This is a genomic window from Paucibacter sp. Y2R2-4 (assembly GCF_025717535.1).
Taxonomy (GTDB): Bacteria; Pseudomonadota; Gammaproteobacteria; order Burkholderiales; family Burkholderiaceae_C; genus Paucibacter_A.
Genome location: NZ_JAJIRO010000006.1, coordinates 85,390 through 104,659 on the forward strand (window position 1 = coordinate 85,390; position 19,270 = coordinate 104,659).

The window sequence follows — 19,270 nt, forward strand, 5'->3', positions numbered from 1 at the left end:
GTTAGCGCGAGCGAGCCGCAGCGCTGAGCCGGCGGCGCGCCAGCATCAAGCCTGCGCCAGCGAACCACAAAGCCCAGGTCGAGGGCTCGGGTACGGCTTGCACCGCGCGCAGCTCGACCCGGGTGTGGGTTTCGCCTCGGAAAGCGGTGCCGCTGGTATCAAAGGTTTGCAGGGCGCTGATCAAATTGCCTTGATCATCCAGATAGCCGTAGTTGCCAAAGATTTGGTCGCTGCCGGCTTCGTTGTGGCTGAGTACCAGCACAATGCCTTCTGCGCCGTTGGGCAGTGTCAGTGCTGTGTTGCCGTAAACCGTGATGCTTTGGTTCGGGAAATCTTGCTTGCGAAATGAGATGCCGCTGGGGCCGCCGTTAGCACTGGTATAGACCGACAGCTCCAAGACATCGTTGTTATTGCTGAAGTTGTCACTGAGGCGAAGCCCCCAGGTGGACCCCGGCTGAGGCAGGGCGCTCAGCGAAAGCGACAGTGCCACGGCAAAGCTCCGGGATTGGTCCAGGCCGCTGCCCGAGTCGATCACGTTGGTGGAAAGGCGCAGTCTCAATGACTTGCCGACACCGCCGGTGGCGCCAGTGCTCGGCGTGGCGTAGCTGGAATCCAGCATCAACGCGTTGCCTTCTTCGCGCGCCGCCAGGTTCGGGTCGGCGCCTGCAGCCAGATCGATCAAGGAATAGTTCGAGGGATTGCCGCTCGGGAAGTTCGGCCCTTGGAAGGCATTGCCGTTGCTGAAGTCGTCGCGAAGATAGAGGTTCTCGCCATTCAGCCAACTGGCCACTGTGCCGTCGCGGAACAGCTGCAACTCGGTGGCGCGCATGACGTCGGCTTGGGCGCTGCTGGCGAGGCCGGCCACAGCCATGACAGCCATTGCCATGCGATGTTGAGACCTGAGGTTTCCTTGCTCTGACATGGCTCGACTCCCTGTTTGTCGATGAAGAAAGATGCAGAAAGAAGTGGAAATAGGCGGCTTCGGGTCTGTAGCGGACGAAACCGCGGCCGAAATGGCTGCCAAACGGGTAGCCAAAACGGCAGCCCAAACGGCAGCCGATTGTGTGGCGCCGCTTTGGTGCTGGGAAGGTACTCCCCCTAGATCGAAAACTGTCACAGAGGAGGCTTGATTAGTCCATTTGGATCTTGCTTGCCACAGGGATTTCACAGAGCGCTGTCAGTATGTGCGGCTATCCAAGGAGCCTGAGATGCAGCCCAAATTCGTACTTTCCTCCCTCGCCGCCGCCCTGGTGCTGGCCGCCGCCCCAGCCCTGGCCTGGAGCACGCTGGACGGCAATGCGCCGCTGGTGATCGCCCATCGCGGTGCTTCCGGCTATATGCCCGAGCACACCATCGAGGGCTACACCAAGGCCATCGAGCTGGGCGCCAACTACATCGAACCCGACCTGGTCATGACCAAGGACGGCGTGCTGGTGGCTCGCCACGAGCCCGTCATCGGTGACTCCACCAATGTGCGTCAGCTGTCCCAGTTCGCCAACCGCATGACGACCAAGACCATCGACGGCGTCGTCTACAAGGACCAGTACTTCGTCGAAGACTTCACCTTGGCCGAGCTGAAGACCTTGGGCGCGATGCAAACCCGCGCCGGCCGCCCGACCACCTATGACGGCCAATTCAAGGTGCCGACCCTGGACGAAGTGATCGCCCTGGCCAAGGCCAAGAGCATCGAGACCGGTCGCACCATCGGCATCTATCCAGAGCTGAAGCACTCGACCTATATGCAGGGCGTGTCGCTGGCCCAGGGCCGCAGCAAGACCTACTTTGAAGACAAGCTGGTGTCCACGCTGCACAGCGCTTACGGCAATGTGGCGAATGCGCCGGTGTTCATTCAGAGCTTTGAAGTCTCGAACCTGCAGTACCTGAACACCAAGACCGACATCAAGTTGGTGCAATTGGTGGACGCCGATGATGTCAATCCAGACGGCTCGATGTCGCTGGTGGCACCGTATGACAAGCCTTTCGACGTGGCCAACCGTGGCGGCAAGCTGACTTTTGCCGATCTGGTGAGCTCGGTCGGCCTGTCCTTCGTGGCCACTTATGCCGACGGCATCGGCCCCTGGAAGCCCTATCTGATGAAGACCGTGGCGGACGGCGTGGACCGTGACGGCGACGGCGCACTGACTGGCAAAGACCGCCGTGTTGACGGCTCGACCGGCGTGATCGAGAACGCTCACGCCAATGGCCTCTTCGTGCACACCTGGACTTTCCGCAACGACGCCTCGATGCTGGGTTTTGCCGATCCACAAAAGGAAATGGAAGCCTATCTGAAGATGGGTGTGGATGGCATCTTCACCGACTTCACCGACACCGGTGTGGCCGCGGTGAACGCCGTGGCGGCCTCCGCCGTGCCGGAACCTGAGAGCTATGCCATGTTGCTGGCTGGCCTGGGCGCACTGGCGCTGGTGCGTCGTCGCAAGAGCATCTGATTGCTCAGATTGCTCAGATCGCACTCACACTCAGCGGCGACTCGCTGCTGAGTGCAGTTCAAGAGAACCGGCCCTGGGCCGGTTTTTTTATGCCCCGCTCGCGGGCTCGGCAAACACCTGGGCTTCGGTCCAGCCCAGCGCCGCAAAGTCAGCGGCGCGCTCCCCAGCTTCGCCAGCGCAAAAGAATTCATCAAGCTGCGGCGGCGCCACCGACGTGCCTGCCAACATGGCGTGCACCTGACCCCGGTGGTGGATCTGGTGTTGAAACAGATGCGCCAGCAAGCGGCTGCGCGTGTCGATCTGCGGCCGGCCCGGCCGGGCAATGGTGACGGGCCGCTGCAAGTCCGTGTCGGTCTGCGCTTGGCAGTAGCGGATCAGGCGCTCGTCGACGCGCATCTGCTCGGCACGCAAGTCGGCGCACTGCGCATAGGGCTGCTCTTGCGCAAAAAAGACATAGCAATCGGGGTGCGGCGTTTGGCCCTGCAACTCGCGCTCCATCGCATCCAAGTAGAACCAATCCACGCACAGGGTGTGATTCAGCGTGGCCTTGATGGAGGGGAAGAAGCTGCAGCGCGTAGCTTCGAAGTCGGCGGGGCTGAGCTGCATGCAAGCGCCCAAGAGCCGATAGTTGGCCCAGGCGTTGTTGTAGGCCATGCGCAGCAGGTGCTGGCTCAGCGGCTGGTCTTTCGTCATGGCAAAAGCTCCTGATAAGTCGAATGATCCTAGGGGTTTCGCATTCTCGGGGCTACGCCCAAGATCGCAGGCGGCCGTCGTCGGCGGCGCACCCTTCTTTTTTCTTTCTCAATCATTCACAACAAGCCGAAGGCCGCGCGCAATTCGGCCAGGAGACCCGCACCATGGCAAGCAAAGTCACCCCGGCCAGCAAGGCCCCCGTTAAAACCAGCGCGGCCAAGGCGAATGCACTCTCGCTGCACATTGGCCTGAATGCCGTGGACCCGGCCGCTTATGGGGGCTGGGACGGGCCACTCGCGGCTTGCGAGTTTGATGCCAAAGACATGGCGGCGTTGGCCAAGTCACAAGGCATGAAGCCCACGGTCTTGCTGACCAAAAAAGGCACGCGCGCGGCCACGCTGGCCGCCATGCGCAGCGCCGCCAAGAGCTTGAAAGCAGGGGACTTGTTCCTGATGACTTATTCAGGCCATGGCGGCCAGGTGGGGGATGTGAACGGCGACGAGCCCGACCACAAAGACGAAACCCTGTGCTTGTACGATGGTCAGCTGATCGATGACGAGCTTTACTTTGAGCTGAGCAAGTTCGCTGCCGGGGTGCGGGTTCTGGTCTTGTCCGACAGTTGCCACAGCGGTACGGTCACGCGTGACTTCCCGCCGCCCCCGCCTCCGGCCGGCCAACGCCCGCGTTTGATGCCAGCCGAGGTGGCGCGTCGCGTCTATGAGACGCACAAGAAGTTCTATGACGATCTGCAGCGCAAGGTCTTGGCGGAGGCCGCCAAGACCGTCGTCGACCCCGATGCCGCTTTGGCCCTGGTCGGCGGCGCTTCGCAGGCCACCGCCTTGGTGGGCAAATTCAAGCCATCTGTGGTCTTGATCTCAGGTTGCCAAGACAACCAGACCTCGATGGATGGCGAGCACAACGGCGCCTTTACCGGCCAGCTCTTGAAGATCTGGAATAGCGGCGCCTTCAGTGGCAACTACAGCAGCTTCCACAGCCGCATTCGCGCTGGCATGCCGCCCAGCCAGTCGCCCAACTTATTCCTGCTTGGTGATCAGGCGGCTTTGGCGAGCTTCATGAAACAGAAGCCCTTCACGGTTTGAATTGACCCGAGTGACCCAAGGGCCGTGCGTGCCAGCAGCGCCGCGGCACTCATTGCTGCGACTACCCCGCCTCCATCAAAAAGAGCCCCTAGGAGACCCAAGTTATGGCCGAGCCGCAGATCACCCTCAAACTGAACGGTCGCCCTACCGCGCGGCTGCAACTGCCCGCCTTGCTGACCCCGGCGGCGCGCTCCGCCGAGCGGCGCGATGATGCTTTCCTGCCCGAAGGCTATTTGCAGCCACTCAGCGCGTTTGACATGAGCCCGGCGGCGCGCAGCGCGGAAGGCCTGCCCTTGGCGCAAAGCCATGCCGCCGCGCCCAATGAGGTCTTGGTGCTGGAGTTGGCCGATGGCAGCTGCCTGATTACCAGCGCGGCGCGTTTGCGGGCGACCTTGCAGCAAACTCATCCCGAGCTGATCGGGGAAGACGGCGAAATCTTGCTGGAGGCCTTGCGTGCCCAAGGCGCAGCGCCGGGTCGCGGCTTGGGCGAGGCGGTGGGCGGGCTGATCAGCAAGGTCTTCAGCTTCGCGGTGGGGGCGGCGCCCGATGCCATCATCGACGCGGCGCTGGGCGAGCTGAAGAACAAGGCCGAGCTTGGCGTCAGCTGGGCCGGCACCAAGGCCTTGATGTGGGCCATTGAAAAGCAGCTCTCGCAAGCACCGGGTCTGTACCGCTGGGTCTCGGCCACCGGCAAGCCGCAAGATTTGGAACCGGTTGATTTCGAACGCCAGCCGCCTGCGGGGGCGATGCTGGTCTTTGTGCACGGCACAGGCTCCAGCACCCTGGGCAGCTTTGGCGAGCTGCGCAGTGGCGACCGTGACTTGTGGGGCACGCTGCAGGCTCGCTTCAGCGGTGGCATTTACGGCTTTGAGCATCGCACCCTGTCGCAAAGCCCAATCGAGAACGCCATTGATCTGGTCCGCGCTCTTCCGATGGGTGCCCAGGTCTGTCTGGTCTCTCATTCGCGCGGAGGCCTGGTGGCCGATCTGCTGTGCTTGGGAGACTTTGACGCCTTGATTGACCGTTATGCCTATGCCTTCAAAGGCACGGGCGATGCCGATGCCGAGGAGGCCAAACGCGTCATCAAGGAGTTGGAAACGGCCCATGCGGAACAACGCGCGCAGCTGCGCACCCTGGCCGGTTTGTTGCGCGAGCGCCAGATCGTGGTGCAGCGCTATGTGCGCGCCGCTTCGCCGGCCAGCGGCACCAAGTTGGCCAGTGGCAATTTCGATGTCTTTTTGTCTGGCCTGCTGAGCTTGATTGGCACGGTGCCTTTCTTCTTCGGCAGCCCTTGGTATTCGGCCTTCAAGCGGGTGGTGATCGAGATCGCCAAGAACCGCACCAATGCCCATTTGGTGCCGGGCATCGAGGCCATGCTGCCCGACTCGCCGATGGCGCGCCTGCTGCGCGATGCACCGGTGCGGCCGGGCACGGCGATGTCGGTGATTGCCGGCGATATTCAGGGCGGCCATCTGTTGCGCCGGCTTGGCGTCATGCTGACGGACTTTCTGCTCTTCGACAATGACGACAACGATCTGGTGGTCAACACCACCGCCATGCTGGCCGGCATTGCGCCCAAGTCTGCGGCACGAGTTTTGTTTGATCGCGGGGCGGATGTTTCGCACTTCCGCTACTTCGTCAATATCGACACCCGCGCCGCCCTGCGCGACTGGCTGGTGGTAGCGCAGCCGCTGGAGCTGAGCAGCTTCCGGCCCTTGCCCGATCCGGCCGATTACGAGGCGGCGCTCGCTGCAGCCGGGGCCAGCCGCAGTGTCGGCGCGGCCGACCGGCCGGTGGTGGTGGTGCTGCCGGGCATCATGGGTTCGCATCTGCGTGTTGGCGCAAAAGACCGGGTTTGGTTCGACCCGGGCGATATCGCCACCGGCGGCTTGGCCAAGATCGAGTGGTCGAAGCCCACGGTGGAGGCGGATGAGCTGTTCGCCATGTTCTATGGCCGGGTCTGCAAGCACTTGGCCGACAGCCACCGGGTCGAACCCTTCCCTTATGACTGGCGCCAGCCGCTGGATGTCTTGGCCGAGCGCTTGGGGGAGTTCCTGGATCGACTGATGCAACAGACCCAGCAACCGGTTCGCTTGCTGGCGCACAGCATGGGCGGCTTGGTGGTGCGGGCCTGCATTTACAAGCGCCGCGCGGTGATGGATCAACTGATGGCGCGCGAAGGCTCGCGCTTGCTGATGCTGGGCACACCTCACCAGGGCGCGCACTCGATGGTGGAGAACTTGATTGGCAAGGGCGCCACCTTGCGCACCCTGGTGCGCTTGGACCTGACACACGATATGCAGCAGGTGCTGGACATCATTGCCGGCTTCCGCGGTGCATTGCAGCTGCTGCCCAAGCCGGGCTTTCAAGATCAGTTCCAGGGCCAACCCGGGGGCGGAGCCAGTTATGCCTATCAGCAGGCGCAAACCTGGTTGACGCTGAAAGAGAAGGTCAGCGATTTCTGGTTCGGCGACCAATTGGCCGGCACGCCCGCTCAATCGGTGCTGGACTCAGCCAGCTGGTTGTGGGCGCAAGACGGCTCCGCCCAGCCGGCTCTGCCCGCCGCCTACGAAACCAAGAGCATCTATATCTTCGGCCAGGCGCCCAACACCCCTTGTGGTCTGTGCGAAGAAGGTGGACGCTTGAAGATGGTGGGCACCTCGCGGGGCGATGGCACGGTGACCTGGGCCTCCGGGCGCATTGGTGGCATCGGGCGGCAGTACTACATGCCGGCGGCGCATGGCGATCTCTTGTCGACCAGCGCTCACTTCGTCGCCATCACCGAGCTGCTGAACTCGGGCGCCACTTCGGGTCTGAGCGCGCAGCCGCCTAGCAGCCGAGCGATTGAGCAAGCCCAGCCGCTCATCTACGACGCCGGCCCGCCCAATGCCGATGACCCCGATGCCCTGATGCGCGGGCTGATGGGCAGCTCAGCGCGCAACCGGGTGCCTGCGCGCACGCAGCGGCGGCTCGAAGTGGCCGTGCGCGCCATGGACCTGCGCTTTGTCAGCGACCCCATCATGGTCGGGCACTACGAGCGGGACCCCATCGCCGGCGCCGAGGCTTTGATCGACCGCGAGCTCTTGAACCGAGAGCTCAGTGAGCGCCACAGCCTTGGCCTTTACGCCGGCGCGCGCGGCACGGCGGCCGTGGTGCTGCGGGTGCGCGGTGACTTTGAGCGCAGGTTTGGAAGCCTGAGTGGCGCTGTGGTCACCGGCCTGGGCTCTTATGACCGGGCCTTGAGCCCGGCCGATTTGACCGAGGCGGTGCGCACCGGCGCCTTGCGCTACTTGCTGCAAGTCATTGATGTCTTGGGCAAGGCCGACCGCGAGGTGCCGCTGTCCAGCTTGCTTCTGGGCTATAACTCCTCGGCCAATCTGACCGTGGCGGCCTCGGTGGAGGCTTTGGTGCGCGGCGTGATGGAGGCGAATGCGCGTTTTTATGCCGCCACCCGTTTGAACATCCGCATCGCCCGGCTGGACATCATCGAGCTCTATCTGGACACCGCCATCGGCGCCACCTATGCCTTGCGTGCCCTCAGTGGGCAGCTGGCGGCGCAGGCCGAAAAACAGGGCACGGCGCTGCTCTGTCAAAGCGAACTGCAGCAAGGAGAAGGCTTCCGGCAGCGACTCTTTGACGATGGCAATTCCAGCTATTGGCCGCGTTTGATCATCACCGATGCCGAGCGCAGCGAATCGCAGAACCCGGTGGTTCCGGGGGCTGCCCCCTTGGCCGACAAGCTGCGCTTTGTGTTCGTGGGGCAGCGGGCTCGCGCCGAGTCGGTAGCCCTGCAGCGGCAGCCTGGCTTGATCGAGCAGATGGTGGCGCAGCAAATCGGCAATCCAATCTGGAACGAAGACTTCGGCCGCATGCTGTTCCAGCTGATGGTGCCGCATGACTTCAAGGATGCTGCGCGTCAGCTCGACCGCGTGGTGTTGGTGGTGGATGGCTACACCGCCAATCTGCCCTGGGAGCTGATGTTGGCCGATGACCCGGATCGCCCCTCCGAAGAAAAGCAGCCGCTGGCCTTGCGCACGGCGGTGGTGCGCCAGTTGTCGGCGCAGACCTTCCGGGCCACGGTGCACCAAAGTGTCTTGCGGCAGGCCCTGGTGATCGCCAATCCCTCGGTGGCAGGTTTCGCCAAAGGCTTCCCGGTCTTGAATGGCCAGCCGACTCAAGACCCGCCGGATCTGCCGGGCGCTCAGGCCGAGGGCGAGGCCTGCCAAGAACTCTTGACCAGCATGGGCTACCAAGTCGAAGCGGTGATCGGCAGCTTCAACAAAGCCAGCGATGTGCTGGCCAAACTCTACGCCAAGCCCTGGCGCATCCTGCATATCTCGGCCCACGGCCTGTTTGACTTGCCGCATGCCGATGGGCGCCGCCGCAGCGGCGTGCTGCTGTCCGATGGTTTGCTGATCACGGCGGCAGAAATCATGGCCATGGAGACGGTGCCTGAGCTGGTGTTCTTGAACTGCTGCCATCTGGGTCAGGTCGACAGCGGCGCGCAAGGCCCTGGCAGCAACAAGTTGGCGGCCAGCGTGGCGCGCGAGCTCATCGCCATTGGCGTGCGCTGTGTGGTGGTGGCGGGTTGGGCGGTCAATGATGAGTCGGCCCGCCTGTTCGGCGAGGTCTTTTATGCACAGCTCCTGTTGCGCCGCCATTCCTTTGGCGACGCGGTGTTCAGTGCCCGCAAAGAGGTGTGGAAGCACCATCCCGAGGACATCACCTGGGGCGCTTTCCAAGCCTATGGGGACCCTGTCTGGTTGGCCGAGCCGGCGGCGGAAGGCGGCCTCGGCGGCGGTGCAGCCAGCCGCTATGTGTCACCCGACGAGATGTTGGATGAGTTGGCCCGCTTGCGCTCTGACCTGGCCCGGCGTGGCGACGATCTGGGCTCGCGAGCCTTGCAAGCGCAGGTTGATCGGGTTGCCGATGCCTTGGCGCGTCGCTGCCCGGCGGGCTGGCAACAAAACCCGCAGCTGCAATATGCGCTGGGCCAGACTTGGTTTGATCTGGGCCAGTGGGAGCGCGCGCGGGCCGCCTTTTTGAGTGCCGCGCAAGCGGTGGACCGCATCGGTGGTGTGCCTATCTCTGATCTTGAAAAGCTGGTCGATGTGGAGTCCCGTTGGGGCGAGGCTCGCGCGGTTCAGGCGCTGGGGCCGGCCTTGGCCGGCGACCGAGCGGCACAGCAGCAATTGCGGGCTGCCGAGGCCTTGATCGATTTGGCCCTGCGTCGCTTGGATGGGCTGGACGCTTTGGTGGTCAATGGCGATTGCGGCCCTGATGGCGAGCCGCTGCTGCCCCAAACCTCGATGCACAGTGAACGCACCGCCTTGCGCGGCGCTGCTTGGCAACGCAAGGCCAATTTGCAGGCGCGGCGAATGTTGAGTGGTCAGCTGGACACGGCGGCACAGGACTTGGCCGCCAAAGCGATGGCGACTTGCCTGCAAACCAGCGTGGAGGCTTACCGTGCCGGCGAAGGGCAGCCAGGGTCCGAGCATTTCAGCCCCTGCCATGCCTTGTACCGGCTGGCCCTGGATGCCTTGACCGATTGGCCCAGCCCGGCCGAAAAAGACGCCGCCCTCGAGCTGGCCCAGCAATGCCGGCGCGCGGCTGCGCAGAACTTCGCCATGCAGCCCAGCCCCTGGGACTTGCTGATCCAGCCCGAGGCCTTGTTGGTCGAGCGCTTGATTGATGGTCAGCTGGGGCGGGCTGACGAAGAAGGGCGGCGCTGCTTCGAGGACTTGTCGTCCAGCTATGCCGAAGCACTGGGCTGCGTGACGGTGCGGCCACTGCAGCTGCAGGCCATGGTGGACCGATTGGAGCGACTGTCCCGCTTTGTCGATGCTTCGGCGCTGGCGCAGCATGACGACGAGGCGCTGAGCCGCACGGCGGACCGCCTGATCGCCTTGGCGCAAAGCCTCATGCCCGGCCACGCCGCGCGCAGCGACAGACCGCCCAAGCTCAGTGCCCGCACAAAGGCCAAGGCCCCGCGGGCAAAGCCGAAAGGGAAGCAGCAAGCCAAGAAGAATGCCAAGTCCTGAGTGCTCGGGAGCCTTCGCCGTAGCATCCGCTGAAGCTCGCTACACTTTGCCGCACAAAGGAATGGTGTCGCAGCGGCTTTGAGTGACGCGACCTAACGCAGCTCACAGCGCCCGCCTGTGGTGAGCCGCTTCGGGGTTTGGATGAACAGCGCCTATCTGCTCGATTGGGCCGGCCTTTTATTGCGCTGGCTGCATGTGATTGTTGGCATTGCCTGGATCGGTGCCTCTTTCTACTTTGTCTGGTTGGACAACCATTTACGCAAGCCGATGGCCGAGGACTTGCGCGCCAAGGGCGTGGACGGCGAGCTTTGGGCCGTGCATGGCGGGGGCTTTTACAACCCGCAGAAGTACATGGTGGCGCCGCCCAATCTGCCGGAGCACTTGCACTGGTTTTACTGGGAGAGCTACTGGACCTGGATCAGCGGCTTTGCGCTTTTCGTGACCCTGTACCTGTTCAATGCCGACAGCTATTTGATCGACCGGCGTGTGCTCGATTGGAGCGCGCCTGCGGCCATCAGCGCGGCCTTGGGATTTTTGGCGGCGGGCTGGCTGGTGTATGACCAAATCTGCCGCCGCTTGGGCCACAACGCCGATGGCAGCATCGGCCACGATGGCCGCGTGCTGGGCTTGATCGGCGTCTTCATCGCCGCCGCCACCTGGTTGGCCTGCCAGCTCTTCGCGGGCCGCGCCGCCTTTTTGCTGATCGGCGCCATGATGGCCACGATGATGAGCGCCAATGTGCTGTTCTGGATCATTCCGGGCCAGAAGCAGGTGATTGCCGATATGCGCGCGGGCCGGCCGGTGAACCCGGTCTTTGGCCAGCGCGGCAAACAACGCAGCGTGCACAACACCTACTTCACCCTGCCGGTGCTGGTGGCCATGCTGAGCAACCACTACGGCATGCTTTACAGCCATGCGCAGAACTGGCTGCTGCTGATCGTGCTGATGACGGTGGGCGTGTTGGTGCGCAGCTATTTTGTGAAGCGCCACAAAGGCGTCAACGCCTGGGGCTTGCTGCTGGCGGCATTCGTCTTGCTGGCGGGTTTGATCATCGGAACGGCGCCCAGGAGCACGCCGCCTAGCGCAGCAGTGAACGGATCCGCCGCCCCGAGCATGGCCGAGGTGCAAGCCGTGGTGGCGCAACGCTGTGTCGTTTGCCACAACGCCGAATTGGCGCAAAAAGGGGTGCAGCTGCACAGCGCCGAGTTGATTGAGAAGAACGCGCAAGCGCTCTATCAGCAAGCCGTGCTGCAAAAAACCATGCCGCTGAACAATGCCACCGGCATTACTGAGGAGGAGCGAGCCTTGCTTGGGCGTTGGTATGCCGCTCAGCAAGTAAAGCCGCATTGAGCATTGATCGGGGAGACCGTGTTGAGTGCAATTCAGATGCCGCCTGGCGAGATCTTGCGTCACTTGTTTGATGCGGCGGTCCGGCGCGCCTTGCCTGCAGAGCGCATGGCGGCGCATCTGCCCGAGTTGCGGCGGCTTGCGCCCAAGGCGGGCCAAGGGCGCACCCTGGTGCTGGGCGCCGGCAAGGCCGGTGGCGCGATGGCGCAGGCGCTGGAGGCGGCCTGGCCCAAGGACCTCGCCCTCAGTGGCTTGGTGATCACCCCTTACGGCCATTGCCCGCCGGACTACAAAGCGCAGCGCCTGGAGTTGGTCGAGGCGGCGCACCCGGTGCCTGATGCGGCAGACCTGGCGGCCTCGGCCCGGCTGCTGCAACTGGCGCAAGGCTTGAGCGCGGACGATCTGGTCATTTGCCTGATCTCGGGCGGCGGCTCGTCCTTGCTGTGCTTGCCCGCGCCGGGCTTGAGCCTGGCCGACAAGCAGGCGGTCAATCGCGCCTTGCTGCGCAGCGGCGCTTCCATCGATGAAATGAACTGTGCGCGCAAGCATCTCTCAGCCATCAAAGGCGGCCGATTGGCGGCGGCCTGTGCACCGGCGCAAGTCCTGACCCTTTTGATCAGCGATGTGCCGGGCGATGAGCCGGCGGTCATTGCCTCAGGCCCAACGGTGGGGGATGCCAGCACATGTGCTGACGCTCTGGCCATTTGTCAGCGCTATGCCATCAATTTGCCGGATGCGGCGCGGGCCGGTCTGCGCTCGGGTGCCTTCGAAACGCCCAAGCCCGATGACCCCGTGTTCGCGCAACAAGCGCTGCGCTTCATGGCGACGCCGCAGCAAAGCCTGCAAGCCGCTGCTGAGGCGGCGCGTGCGCTGGGCTTGCAAGCCCATGTGCTCAGCGATGCGATGGAAGGCGAATCCCGCGAGTTGGGCCGTATGCATGCGGCGCTGGCGCGAGAAGTGGCGCGCCGGGGCCAACCGTTTACCAAGCCTTGTGTGATCTTGTCGGGCGGCGAGACCACAGTGACGCTGGCCGGCAAAGAAAGTGCCAAGTCGGGCCAAGGTGGCCGGGCCACCGAGTTCTTGCTCGGCTGTGCCTTGGCCTTGGATGGCGAGCCGGGCGTTTACGCGCTGGCGGCGGATACCGACGGCATCGACGGCGTCTGCGATAACGCCGGTGCCTTGCTGACACCCAGCAGCTTGGCGCGGGCCCGCGCCTTGGGCCTGAATGCCCGCGCAGAGCTGGACGCGCACAATGCGCGCGGCTTCTTCGCGCCCTTGGGCGATCTGCTGATCACCGGGCCCACCTTCACCAATGTGAACGATTTCCGAGCCGTGCTCGTGCTGTAGTTTTGCCGTTCTCAGGGCAGCTGCAGCCCGCGCCGGGCGGCCATCTCGCGGCCAATCTCGGCTTGCTGCTGTGGCTCAAGGGCCCTTGAGGCGGCAGGAAAGATCAGGCCGTCTTCGCTCTCAAGATGGGCTTGCTGCAGTTCAATGAAGCGCTGCGCGGCGGCACTGAATGCGGCCCAGTCTGGATTTGTTGGCGGCAGCGCCTGCGCGGATTGCAGCACGAGCAACTGCAGTCGCAGCTGCAGCCATTGCTCGCGCATTTCTTCATGCTGCTGCCGCAAGCTTTGGCACAGCGACAGCAGCTGCGCTTCCCCCTGACGCTCCAGCGCAGGAAATACATGCAACTCCTCATCTTGGTGATGCAGCGGCGCGGCCACGTCGAAGTAACGCAGCAGGTCTTGTGCGGCATGAGCGGCTGCAGCGTCGGCACCCTGCGCTTGCAGATGCTGGGCCAGCCTGTCCAGCAAGTTCAAGCTGGCGCGCAGGCGATCGTGGCAAGCCGCCAGCAGCTCAAACGGCGCTTCGTAGCTGCTGCCAGGCTGCAAGCCATGCGGAACGCCGGCCTCGGGCTTCTTGCCGGTGCCGCGCGGGATGGGAATCGAGGACGCCATATGTCTTGGATCAAAAACCCTGGATTCGCCATTGTGCGGCGGTCGCGAGTCTTGACATGGCGCAAAGACAGGACGGCGAGCATGACCGACATTGCCGCTCATACGCCGGTACTTTGATTGACCTTGTGCCGCGCCTCGCCAACCCTCACTTGATTGGATCCAAGCCATCGTGGACACCACAAGCGCCAAATCAATCGCCCGCAGCAGCAGTGGCATTAGCAGCAGCCATCACCGCGCGGCCGAAGTCTGGGTGCCGGGATGGGACGCCGTTTTCGGCCCTCCGCGCCTGAGTGAGGCCGAGCGGCAGGCCTTGGCCCTGCTCTTGCGCTCTCGGCGGGTGATGGTGGGAGAGGCGGTATTCCGACGGGGACAAAGCGCCACGCATCTGGTGGCGGTGGTGGACGGGGCCGTGGGCCTAGGGGTGGCCGGTGAAGGCCCAGCCTTCCATCTGGAACGCAATATTCATGGCCCAGCCTGGCTGGACATCAGCAGTGCCTGGTTGGGTGGCGGCCATGGGCAAGATGCTCGGGTGCTGCTTGCTGCGACGGTGCTGGAGCTGCCCGTGGACGGCTTGCGCCAGCTGCTGGGGCGCTTTCCTGATCTGCGCGAACGAATGATGCAGGCCATGGCCCGCGCGGTGCAAAACCTCACCGGCACCACCCATGACTTGATGGCCAAAGACGCGCAGAAACGCTTGGCCAGCTGGCTGCTGACGCAGCGCTCGCCGAGCAGCGGCGCTGATGTGGCTTTGAAAGAACGCAAGCGTGAGGTGGCGGCTCAACTCGCCATCACGCCGGAAACCTTGTCTCGTCTGCTGAGGCAACTGATGAGCGCCGGGCTCATCGAGGTGAAGGGTTACACCATCCGTCTGCTGAATCTGGGGGCCTTGCAAACCATGGCCCACGATTGAGCGTCCGTCCTCGGCGCTTGATCTGTCGCCCTGACCTTGCCCCTGCCCCTGACATTGAGGCGGAGTGCTCGGAATTTCTCTGTTTTTCTGGTCCTTCTTGCTGGTGCAGCCGGGCTGAGGCCCCTTAGACTGCAGTCGAGGGGCTTCGCAGGTGCGAGCCTTTCCTAATGCTCGTTCCGAGCCAGAGCCAGAGGAGACCAATGTGACCGCTGCCGCCGAGAAGTTCTTCCAAAACAACAACGCCTTGCCCACCATGCCTGAGGTGGCCAACCGCCTGATGCGCAGTTTTGATGACGACAACATCAGCCTGGGCGCGATTGCCGACCTGATTGGCAAAGACGCCAGCCTCTCGGCCAAAGTCTTGCGGCTTGCCAATTCGGCCCGCTACAGTCCTTCGCACCAAATCTCTAGCTTGAGCGACGCGGCTGCGGCGCTGGGCATGGAAACCCTACGCAATCTCTCTTTGGCCGCTTGTCTGTCAGGCGCCTTTCCGGTCGTCAAGGGCCTGGATCGCGCGCTTTTCTGGCGCCACAGCGTCAGCACCGCCGCCTATGCCCGCATCCTCAGCAAAATGCTGCACCTGGATGCCGACACGGCTTATCTGTCTGGCCTGATGCTGCGCACCGGCCAAATCATGATGGCCATGAGCGAGCCCGACCTGGTGGCCGACGTGGAGGCCCATGCCGACGAACCGGGCAGCCGCTTCTCGCTCGAAGAGCATCGTTTTGGCTGCACGCATGCGGACGTGACGGCTTCCTTGGCTTCGCACTGGCACTTTCCGGCCGCCATGGTGGAAGCCTTCAAAGACGCCAACACCCCGATGGAGATTCGCCCCTTCTCCTTGATGGCCGCCGTGCTGCATCTGGCTGAGGTTTTGGCCGATGCTGCCGAACACCATGACAATCCAAGCCATGCCCTGCAAGTGGCGGTGCCCGAGTTGGTCGAGCATCTGCATTTGGACCTGGACTTTCTGGCGGCCAAGATCGAAGCCGCCGGCGATGTGGCCAGCGATGTGGAGCAGTTGCTGCACTGAATTTGCATGGCGCCGGCGGGGCAAAAGGCCGCATCGCTCGCTCCGGACTCGACGTCATGGCCCCACATAGCGCGCCCGCACCCAAAGCCGCTGGCCACTTCGTTTTTGCTCCAGGATATGGGCCATCACGCCGATGCCGCGGCCGGCCATTTGCAGGCTGAGTGCGGCGTCGGCTGGGGCGCCGAGCGCGCGGCGCAGCGCCACCAGTCCAAAGTCCAGCGAAGGCTTCCAGCCGGTCAGGCGGGCCACGGCCGGTGCCAGGGTTTGCGGCAGGGTCTGCTGCAGGGATGGGGCTTCGCCGGTCGCCAGCAGTGCGCATTCCTCCAGCAGGCGGCGCGCGCGGGGGTCGCCGCCGGGGTAGGACAGATGATTAAAACCCGGCAAGCCTTCGCCGCGGTCCAGCCGGCGCCTCAATGCCGCCTTCATATCGGGCGCTGCGGCAATCTCATCCCAAAGAGCCTCCACCTGCGCGCAGGCGCCGCCGTTGAAGGTGGCCGTTAGATTGCACATGGCCGCCAGCATGGCGGCGCCCAGACTGGCCTCCACCGAGGCCAAGCAGCGGGCGCTGAAGCTGACCATATTCATCTCGTGATCGGCCACCAACACCAAGGCCCGGCGCAAGGCCGCATCGCTTGAGGCGGGCAGCCGCCAGGCGCGGCGGAACTGCGTGTGAAGCGCCTCATGGCTGGGCGGGCGGTTCAAGAAGCTGGCGACCAGGGCGCGCAAATGGGCTGCGCAGGCCAAGGCCAGGGCCTCGCCATCGGGTAGCCAGGCCGGCCCATGCAGATCGCTCAGTGCCGTGGCGAACAAGGCCAAGGGACGGCTGTTTGGGCCCAGCGGCAACTGCGCTCGCAGCATCTGCCAGCTTGCACCCAAGGTCGGCGCCGGGCTGGCAAAAGGGTCGAGTTCCGGGGCGAACTGCCAGAGGTGCCGGGCCACATCTTCGGCGCTGCAGTCGGCTTCCACCATGGCCAGGGCGGGGCGGCCGCGATAGATGGGCTCGCCCTCGCGCACGCAGGACAAAGCGGTATCCAGTACCGGCAGTCCTTCGTTGAGCGCGGCCCGCGCTTGCTGTTCGCGTTGCCGACCGCCTTGCTTGCGCCGCTGCAGCAGCTCGACCTCAAAGCTGGAGTAGCGCCGCACCCGCGGATCGCTGGGGTCGTTCGACGCACTCAGCAGGCCGCGGCTCACATAAGCATAGAGCGTGGCCTTGCTGATGCCCAGGCGCGCCGCCGCCTCGCTGGAGTCCAACAAGGTGTAGGTGCCGGTGACGGGCAGGTTCCGGGCGAGCTTGGGCTCCGCAGGCTTGGCCTTGGCTTGGCGGCCTTTCTTGGGCTGTTGTGAATTCATATATTGATGAACTTGATCAAGATTGATGATTTGATCGCCGGCCAGTCTAATCGCGGGCTTGTTGAGGGGTGGGTTTTTTTTGTGGGACGAGATGACGTGGTGATTGGCGCAGTTGCAGGCTCGAAGGCGAGCAAAAGGTTTGAGAGGGCATCGTCCTTGCAGGTGGGTATGGCGGCGTTCGGCTTCGCGATTTTTCTGATGCCAACAAAGGCGGTGGCGCAAGTCGTGGCGCAAGGGGCCGAGCCACCGGCCAAGCTGCAGCGCGTGGAGGTGCAAGCGGAAGGCGCGGCTCAGGCGCTGAACGCCCGGCGAGCCTCGGTGGGCGCTCTGCAGGTGCTCAGCCGCGAAGAGTTGCTGCGTCAGGGCGACACCCGGCTGAGCGATGCCTTGCGGCGCGTGCCGGGCGTCAGCGTGCATGAGCAAGGGCCGCGGGGTGTGGAGATCCGCATGTCGGGCTTGGGTGGGGGCTACACGCAAATCTTGCTCAATGGCGAACCGGTGCCGCCGGGCTTCTCGCTGGAGAGCCTGTCGCCTGAATTGATCGAGCGCATCGAGGTCTCGCGCAGCGCCAGCGTGGAGCAAAGCAGCCAGGCGATTGCGGGCAGCATCAATATCGTCACGCGGCGCAGCAGCAAAGCAAGTGTTGGACAAGCACAGCGCGACCTGAAATTGGGCCTGAGTTCGCAGCTGCAACGGCCCAGTGCCACATTGGATTTGAATCTGGGCGACCGGGACGGTGCCCTCTCTTGGGGCCTAGGTCTGGGGCTGGCTCATGAGCAACAGCGCTGGCCGATGAAGCTGGATCAGCAGGCGCTGGATTCCCAGGGCCAAGTGCAGCAAGCCTATCGCACCGAAAAACTGGAGTACGACCGCAGCCAGCGCATGACTTTGAGCCCGCGCGCAACTTGGCTGCTCTCGCCTCAGCAAACCATCAGTACTGACCATTTGCTGCGCGTTTCGCGCTCCAGGGGTGGGGCGGTGGATGATCGCCAGAGCCTGGTGGGAGAAAAACCCGAGCAAGCGCACAACGACCTGGACATCAATATCCGCGGCCTGCAGCTGCGCAGCCGCCTGAACTGGACGCTCAATGAGGCGGACGGAGCCAAGTCGGAGCTCAAGCTCGGCTACACCCGCTTGCAGCGTGATTCAGACGCGCAATTCGAGGGTTATGACTTCAGCGGGCGGTGGATTCGCGATGCGCATGTGGACTCGCTGGCCATCGATCAGGGTTGGAGCATGTCCGGCCGGCATCGCCGCGGCTTGGGTGAAGCGCACAGCCTGAGCACCGGCTTTGACCTGGAAGAAAACCGCCGCAGCGAAGACCGCCTGCAGCGCGAACAGCCTTTGCCCGGCGGCTTGCCGGTGGAGAATCTCGACGAGGTCTATGACGCGCGGATTCGCCGCCTGGCTTTCTTTGTGCAAGACGAGATCGATCTCAGCCAAGCCTGGCAAACCACGCTGGGTCTGCGCTGGGAGGGCTTGCACACGGTCAGCTCAGGCAATGTGTTTGACAGCGTGGCCAAGCGCTCTGGTGTGTTCAGCCCGGTGATGCAGTTGCTTTGGCGCCTGCCGGACAGCAAGGATCAGCTGCGCTTAGGGCTGGCGCGCAGCTACAAAGCGCCCACGCCGCGCGAGCTGACGCCGCGCCGCTTTGTCGCCAACAACAACAGCCCGACCACGCCTGACCTGCAAGGCAATCCGGACTTGCTGCCGGAGCTGGCCTGGGGCATGGATGCCAGCTGGACGCACCCGCTGAGCAAGTCCAGCCTGCTGAGCGCCAGCGCTTATCTGAAGCGCATCGAGCAAGTCATCGTCAGCGAGCTGATTTTTCAGAACAAGCATTGGGTGGAGCGCCGCAGCAACCAGGGCGCGGCCTGGGTCGAGGGCCTGGAGTTGGAAGCCCGCCTGAGCTTGCCAGAGCTGCTCAAAGCGGGCACGCCTGCCTTGGAGCTGCGTGGCAACTGGGCGATGCATCGCTCACGGGTGCTGGCGGTGCCGGGGACAGACAACCGCCTGGCTCAGCAGATTCCGATGAGCCTGAATCTGGGCTTTGACCACCGTCTGGCGGCGCCCCCGCTGGAGGCCCTGAGCGGCAGCTTCAGCTGGGGCGGCAATCTGAGCTTGAGCCGCGGCGCCACCCAGCGCTTGGCCGAAGGTCGCTGGGCGAGCTTGTCCTCCACCCGGGTTTTGGATGTCTATGCCTTGTGGAAGCAAGACAAGCAAAGCGCATGGCGGCTTTCCTTCAGCAATCTATTGCATCCCGACCGAGTCAGCACTCGCCGCGTGCTGGCCGAGGGACTGGACCATCGCCTGGAAGAGCGGCTGCAAAGCGGTGTGAACGCGCGCCTCCTGTGGGAGCGCAGTCTCTGACCGAGCTTGGGGTGGGGCGGG

12 protein-coding genes are annotated in these 19,270 nt (G+C 63.9%); 8 read left to right on the forward strand and 4 right to left on the reverse strand.

Annotated elements, in window-relative coordinates; genetic code table 11:
* Position 1: 1 nt before the first annotated feature.
* Entirely contained in the window at positions 2 to 886 is an 885-nt protein-coding gene (locus LNV06_RS21395) for a PEP-CTERM sorting domain-containing protein (protein ID WP_263540340.1), read from the reverse strand.
* Positions 887 to 1,208: 322 nt separating this feature from the next.
* Here LNV06_RS21395 and LNV06_RS21400 point away from each other — a divergent pair, with 322 nt between their 5' ends.
* Positions 1,209 to 2,447 carry a glycerophosphodiester phosphodiesterase gene (locus LNV06_RS21400; protein WP_263540341.1) on the forward strand — a complete coding sequence of 413 codons (1,239 nt, stop codon included), beginning with the start codon at positions 1,209 to 1,211 and terminating at the stop codon, positions 2,445 to 2,447.
* A gap of 87 nt (positions 2,448 to 2,534) precedes the next feature.
* Here LNV06_RS21400 and LNV06_RS21405 read toward each other — a convergent pair whose 3' ends face one another.
* Positions 2,535 to 3,140 (reverse strand): DinB family protein, encoded by a 606-nt coding sequence (locus tag LNV06_RS21405; RefSeq protein ID WP_263540342.1) that lies wholly within the window; start codon positions 3,138 to 3,140, stop codon positions 2,535 to 2,537.
* 164 nt (positions 3,141 to 3,304) lie between these two features.
* On the opposite strand from LNV06_RS21405, the gene LNV06_RS21410 reads away from it, so the two are divergent.
* The 4 genes from LNV06_RS21410 (at position 3,305) to LNV06_RS21425 (ending at position 12,975) form a co-directional block, all read left to right on the forward strand.
* Positions 3,305 to 4,240: a caspase family protein gene (locus LNV06_RS21410; protein WP_263540343.1), complete on the forward strand. Its 936-nt coding sequence runs from the start codon at positions 3,305 to 3,307 to the stop codon at positions 4,238 to 4,240.
* A 104-nt stretch (positions 4,241 to 4,344) separates the two neighbouring features.
* Positions 4,345 to 10,281 (forward strand): DUF7379 domain-containing protein, encoded by a 5,937-nt coding sequence (locus tag LNV06_RS21415; RefSeq protein WP_263540344.1) that lies wholly within the window; start codon positions 4,345 to 4,347, stop codon positions 10,279 to 10,281.
* A gap of 141 nt (positions 10,282 to 10,422) precedes the next feature.
* A complete protein-coding gene (locus LNV06_RS21420; RefSeq protein WP_263540546.1) occupies positions 10,423 to 11,631 on the forward strand; it encodes a urate hydroxylase PuuD in 1,209 nt (402 codons plus the stop codon).
* A gap of 36 nt (positions 11,632 to 11,667) precedes the next feature.
* A complete protein-coding gene (locus tag LNV06_RS21425; RefSeq protein WP_263540547.1) occupies positions 11,668 to 12,975 on the forward strand; it encodes a glycerate kinase type-2 family protein in 1,308 nt (435 codons plus the stop codon).
* An 11-nt stretch (positions 12,976 to 12,986) separates the two neighbouring features.
* On the opposite strand, the gene LNV06_RS21430 is transcribed toward LNV06_RS21425, so the two are convergent.
* Positions 12,987 to 13,586: a hemerythrin domain-containing protein gene (locus LNV06_RS21430; protein WP_263540345.1), complete on the reverse strand. Its 600-nt coding sequence runs from the start codon at positions 13,584 to 13,586 to the stop codon at positions 12,987 to 12,989.
* A 169-nt stretch (positions 13,587 to 13,755) separates the two neighbouring features.
* Between LNV06_RS21430 and LNV06_RS21435 the strand changes: the two genes are divergently transcribed.
* A complete protein-coding gene (locus tag LNV06_RS21435) occupies positions 13,756 to 14,496 on the forward strand; it encodes a Crp/Fnr family transcriptional regulator (protein ID WP_263540346.1) in 741 nt (246 codons plus the stop codon).
* Positions 14,497 to 14,698: 202 nt separating this feature from the next.
* On the forward strand, positions 14,699 to 15,529 hold the full coding sequence (locus LNV06_RS21440; protein ID WP_263540347.1) for an HDOD domain-containing protein: 831 nt from the start codon (positions 14,699 to 14,701) through the stop codon (positions 15,527 to 15,529).
* Between the two features lie 54 nt (positions 15,530 to 15,583).
* On the opposite strand, the gene LNV06_RS21445 is transcribed toward LNV06_RS21440, so the two are convergent.
* Positions 15,584 to 16,879, reverse strand: coding sequence for a citrate synthase (locus LNV06_RS21445; protein WP_263540348.1), 1,296 nt, complete (start codon positions 16,877 to 16,879; stop codon positions 15,584 to 15,586).
* 198 nt (positions 16,880 to 17,077) lie between these two features.
* Here LNV06_RS21445 and LNV06_RS21450 point away from each other — a divergent pair, with 198 nt between their 5' ends.
* Positions 17,078 to 19,249: a TonB-dependent receptor plug domain-containing protein gene (locus LNV06_RS21450; protein ID WP_263540349.1), complete on the forward strand. Its 2,172-nt coding sequence runs from the start codon at positions 17,078 to 17,080 to the stop codon at positions 19,247 to 19,249.
* Positions 19,250 to 19,270 lie beyond the last annotated feature (21 nt).

Excerpts from the sequence above, each read along its gene's own strand:
- LNV06_RS21420 (WP_263540546.1), top strand. The coding sequence starts at position 10,423 with ATGAACAGCGCCTATCTGCTCGATTGGGCCGGCCTTTTATTGCGCTGG.
- LNV06_RS21425 (WP_263540547.1), top strand. The coding sequence starts at position 11,668 with ATGCCGCCTGGCGAGATCTTGCGTCACTTGTTTGATGCGGCGGTCCGG.
- LNV06_RS21450 (WP_263540349.1), top strand. The coding sequence starts at position 17,078 with ATGCCAACAAAGGCGGTGGCGCAAGTCGTGGCGCAAGGGGCCGAGCCA.
- LNV06_RS21405 (WP_263540342.1), bottom strand. The coding sequence starts at position 3,140 with ATGACGAAAGACCAGCCGCTGAGCCAGCACCTGCTGCGCATGGCCTAC.
- LNV06_RS21415 (WP_263540344.1), top strand. The coding sequence starts at position 4,345 with ATGGCCGAGCCGCAGATCACCCTCAAACTGAACGGTCGCCCTACCGCG.
- LNV06_RS21400 (WP_263540341.1), top strand. The coding sequence starts at position 1,209 with ATGCAGCCCAAATTCGTACTTTCCTCCCTCGCCGCCGCCCTGGTGCTG.
- LNV06_RS21410 (WP_263540343.1), top strand. The coding sequence starts at position 3,305 with ATGGCAAGCAAAGTCACCCCGGCCAGCAAGGCCCCCGTTAAAACCAGC.
- LNV06_RS21445 (WP_263540348.1), bottom strand. The coding sequence starts at position 16,879 with ATGAATTCACAACAGCCCAAGAAAGGCCGCCAAGCCAAGGCCAAGCCT.
- LNV06_RS21395 (WP_263540340.1), bottom strand. The coding sequence starts at position 886 with ATGGCAATGGCTGTCATGGCTGTGGCCGGCCTCGCCAGCAGCGCCCAA.
- LNV06_RS21430 (WP_263540345.1), bottom strand. The coding sequence starts at position 13,586 with ATGGCGTCCTCGATTCCCATCCCGCGCGGCACCGGCAAGAAGCCCGAG.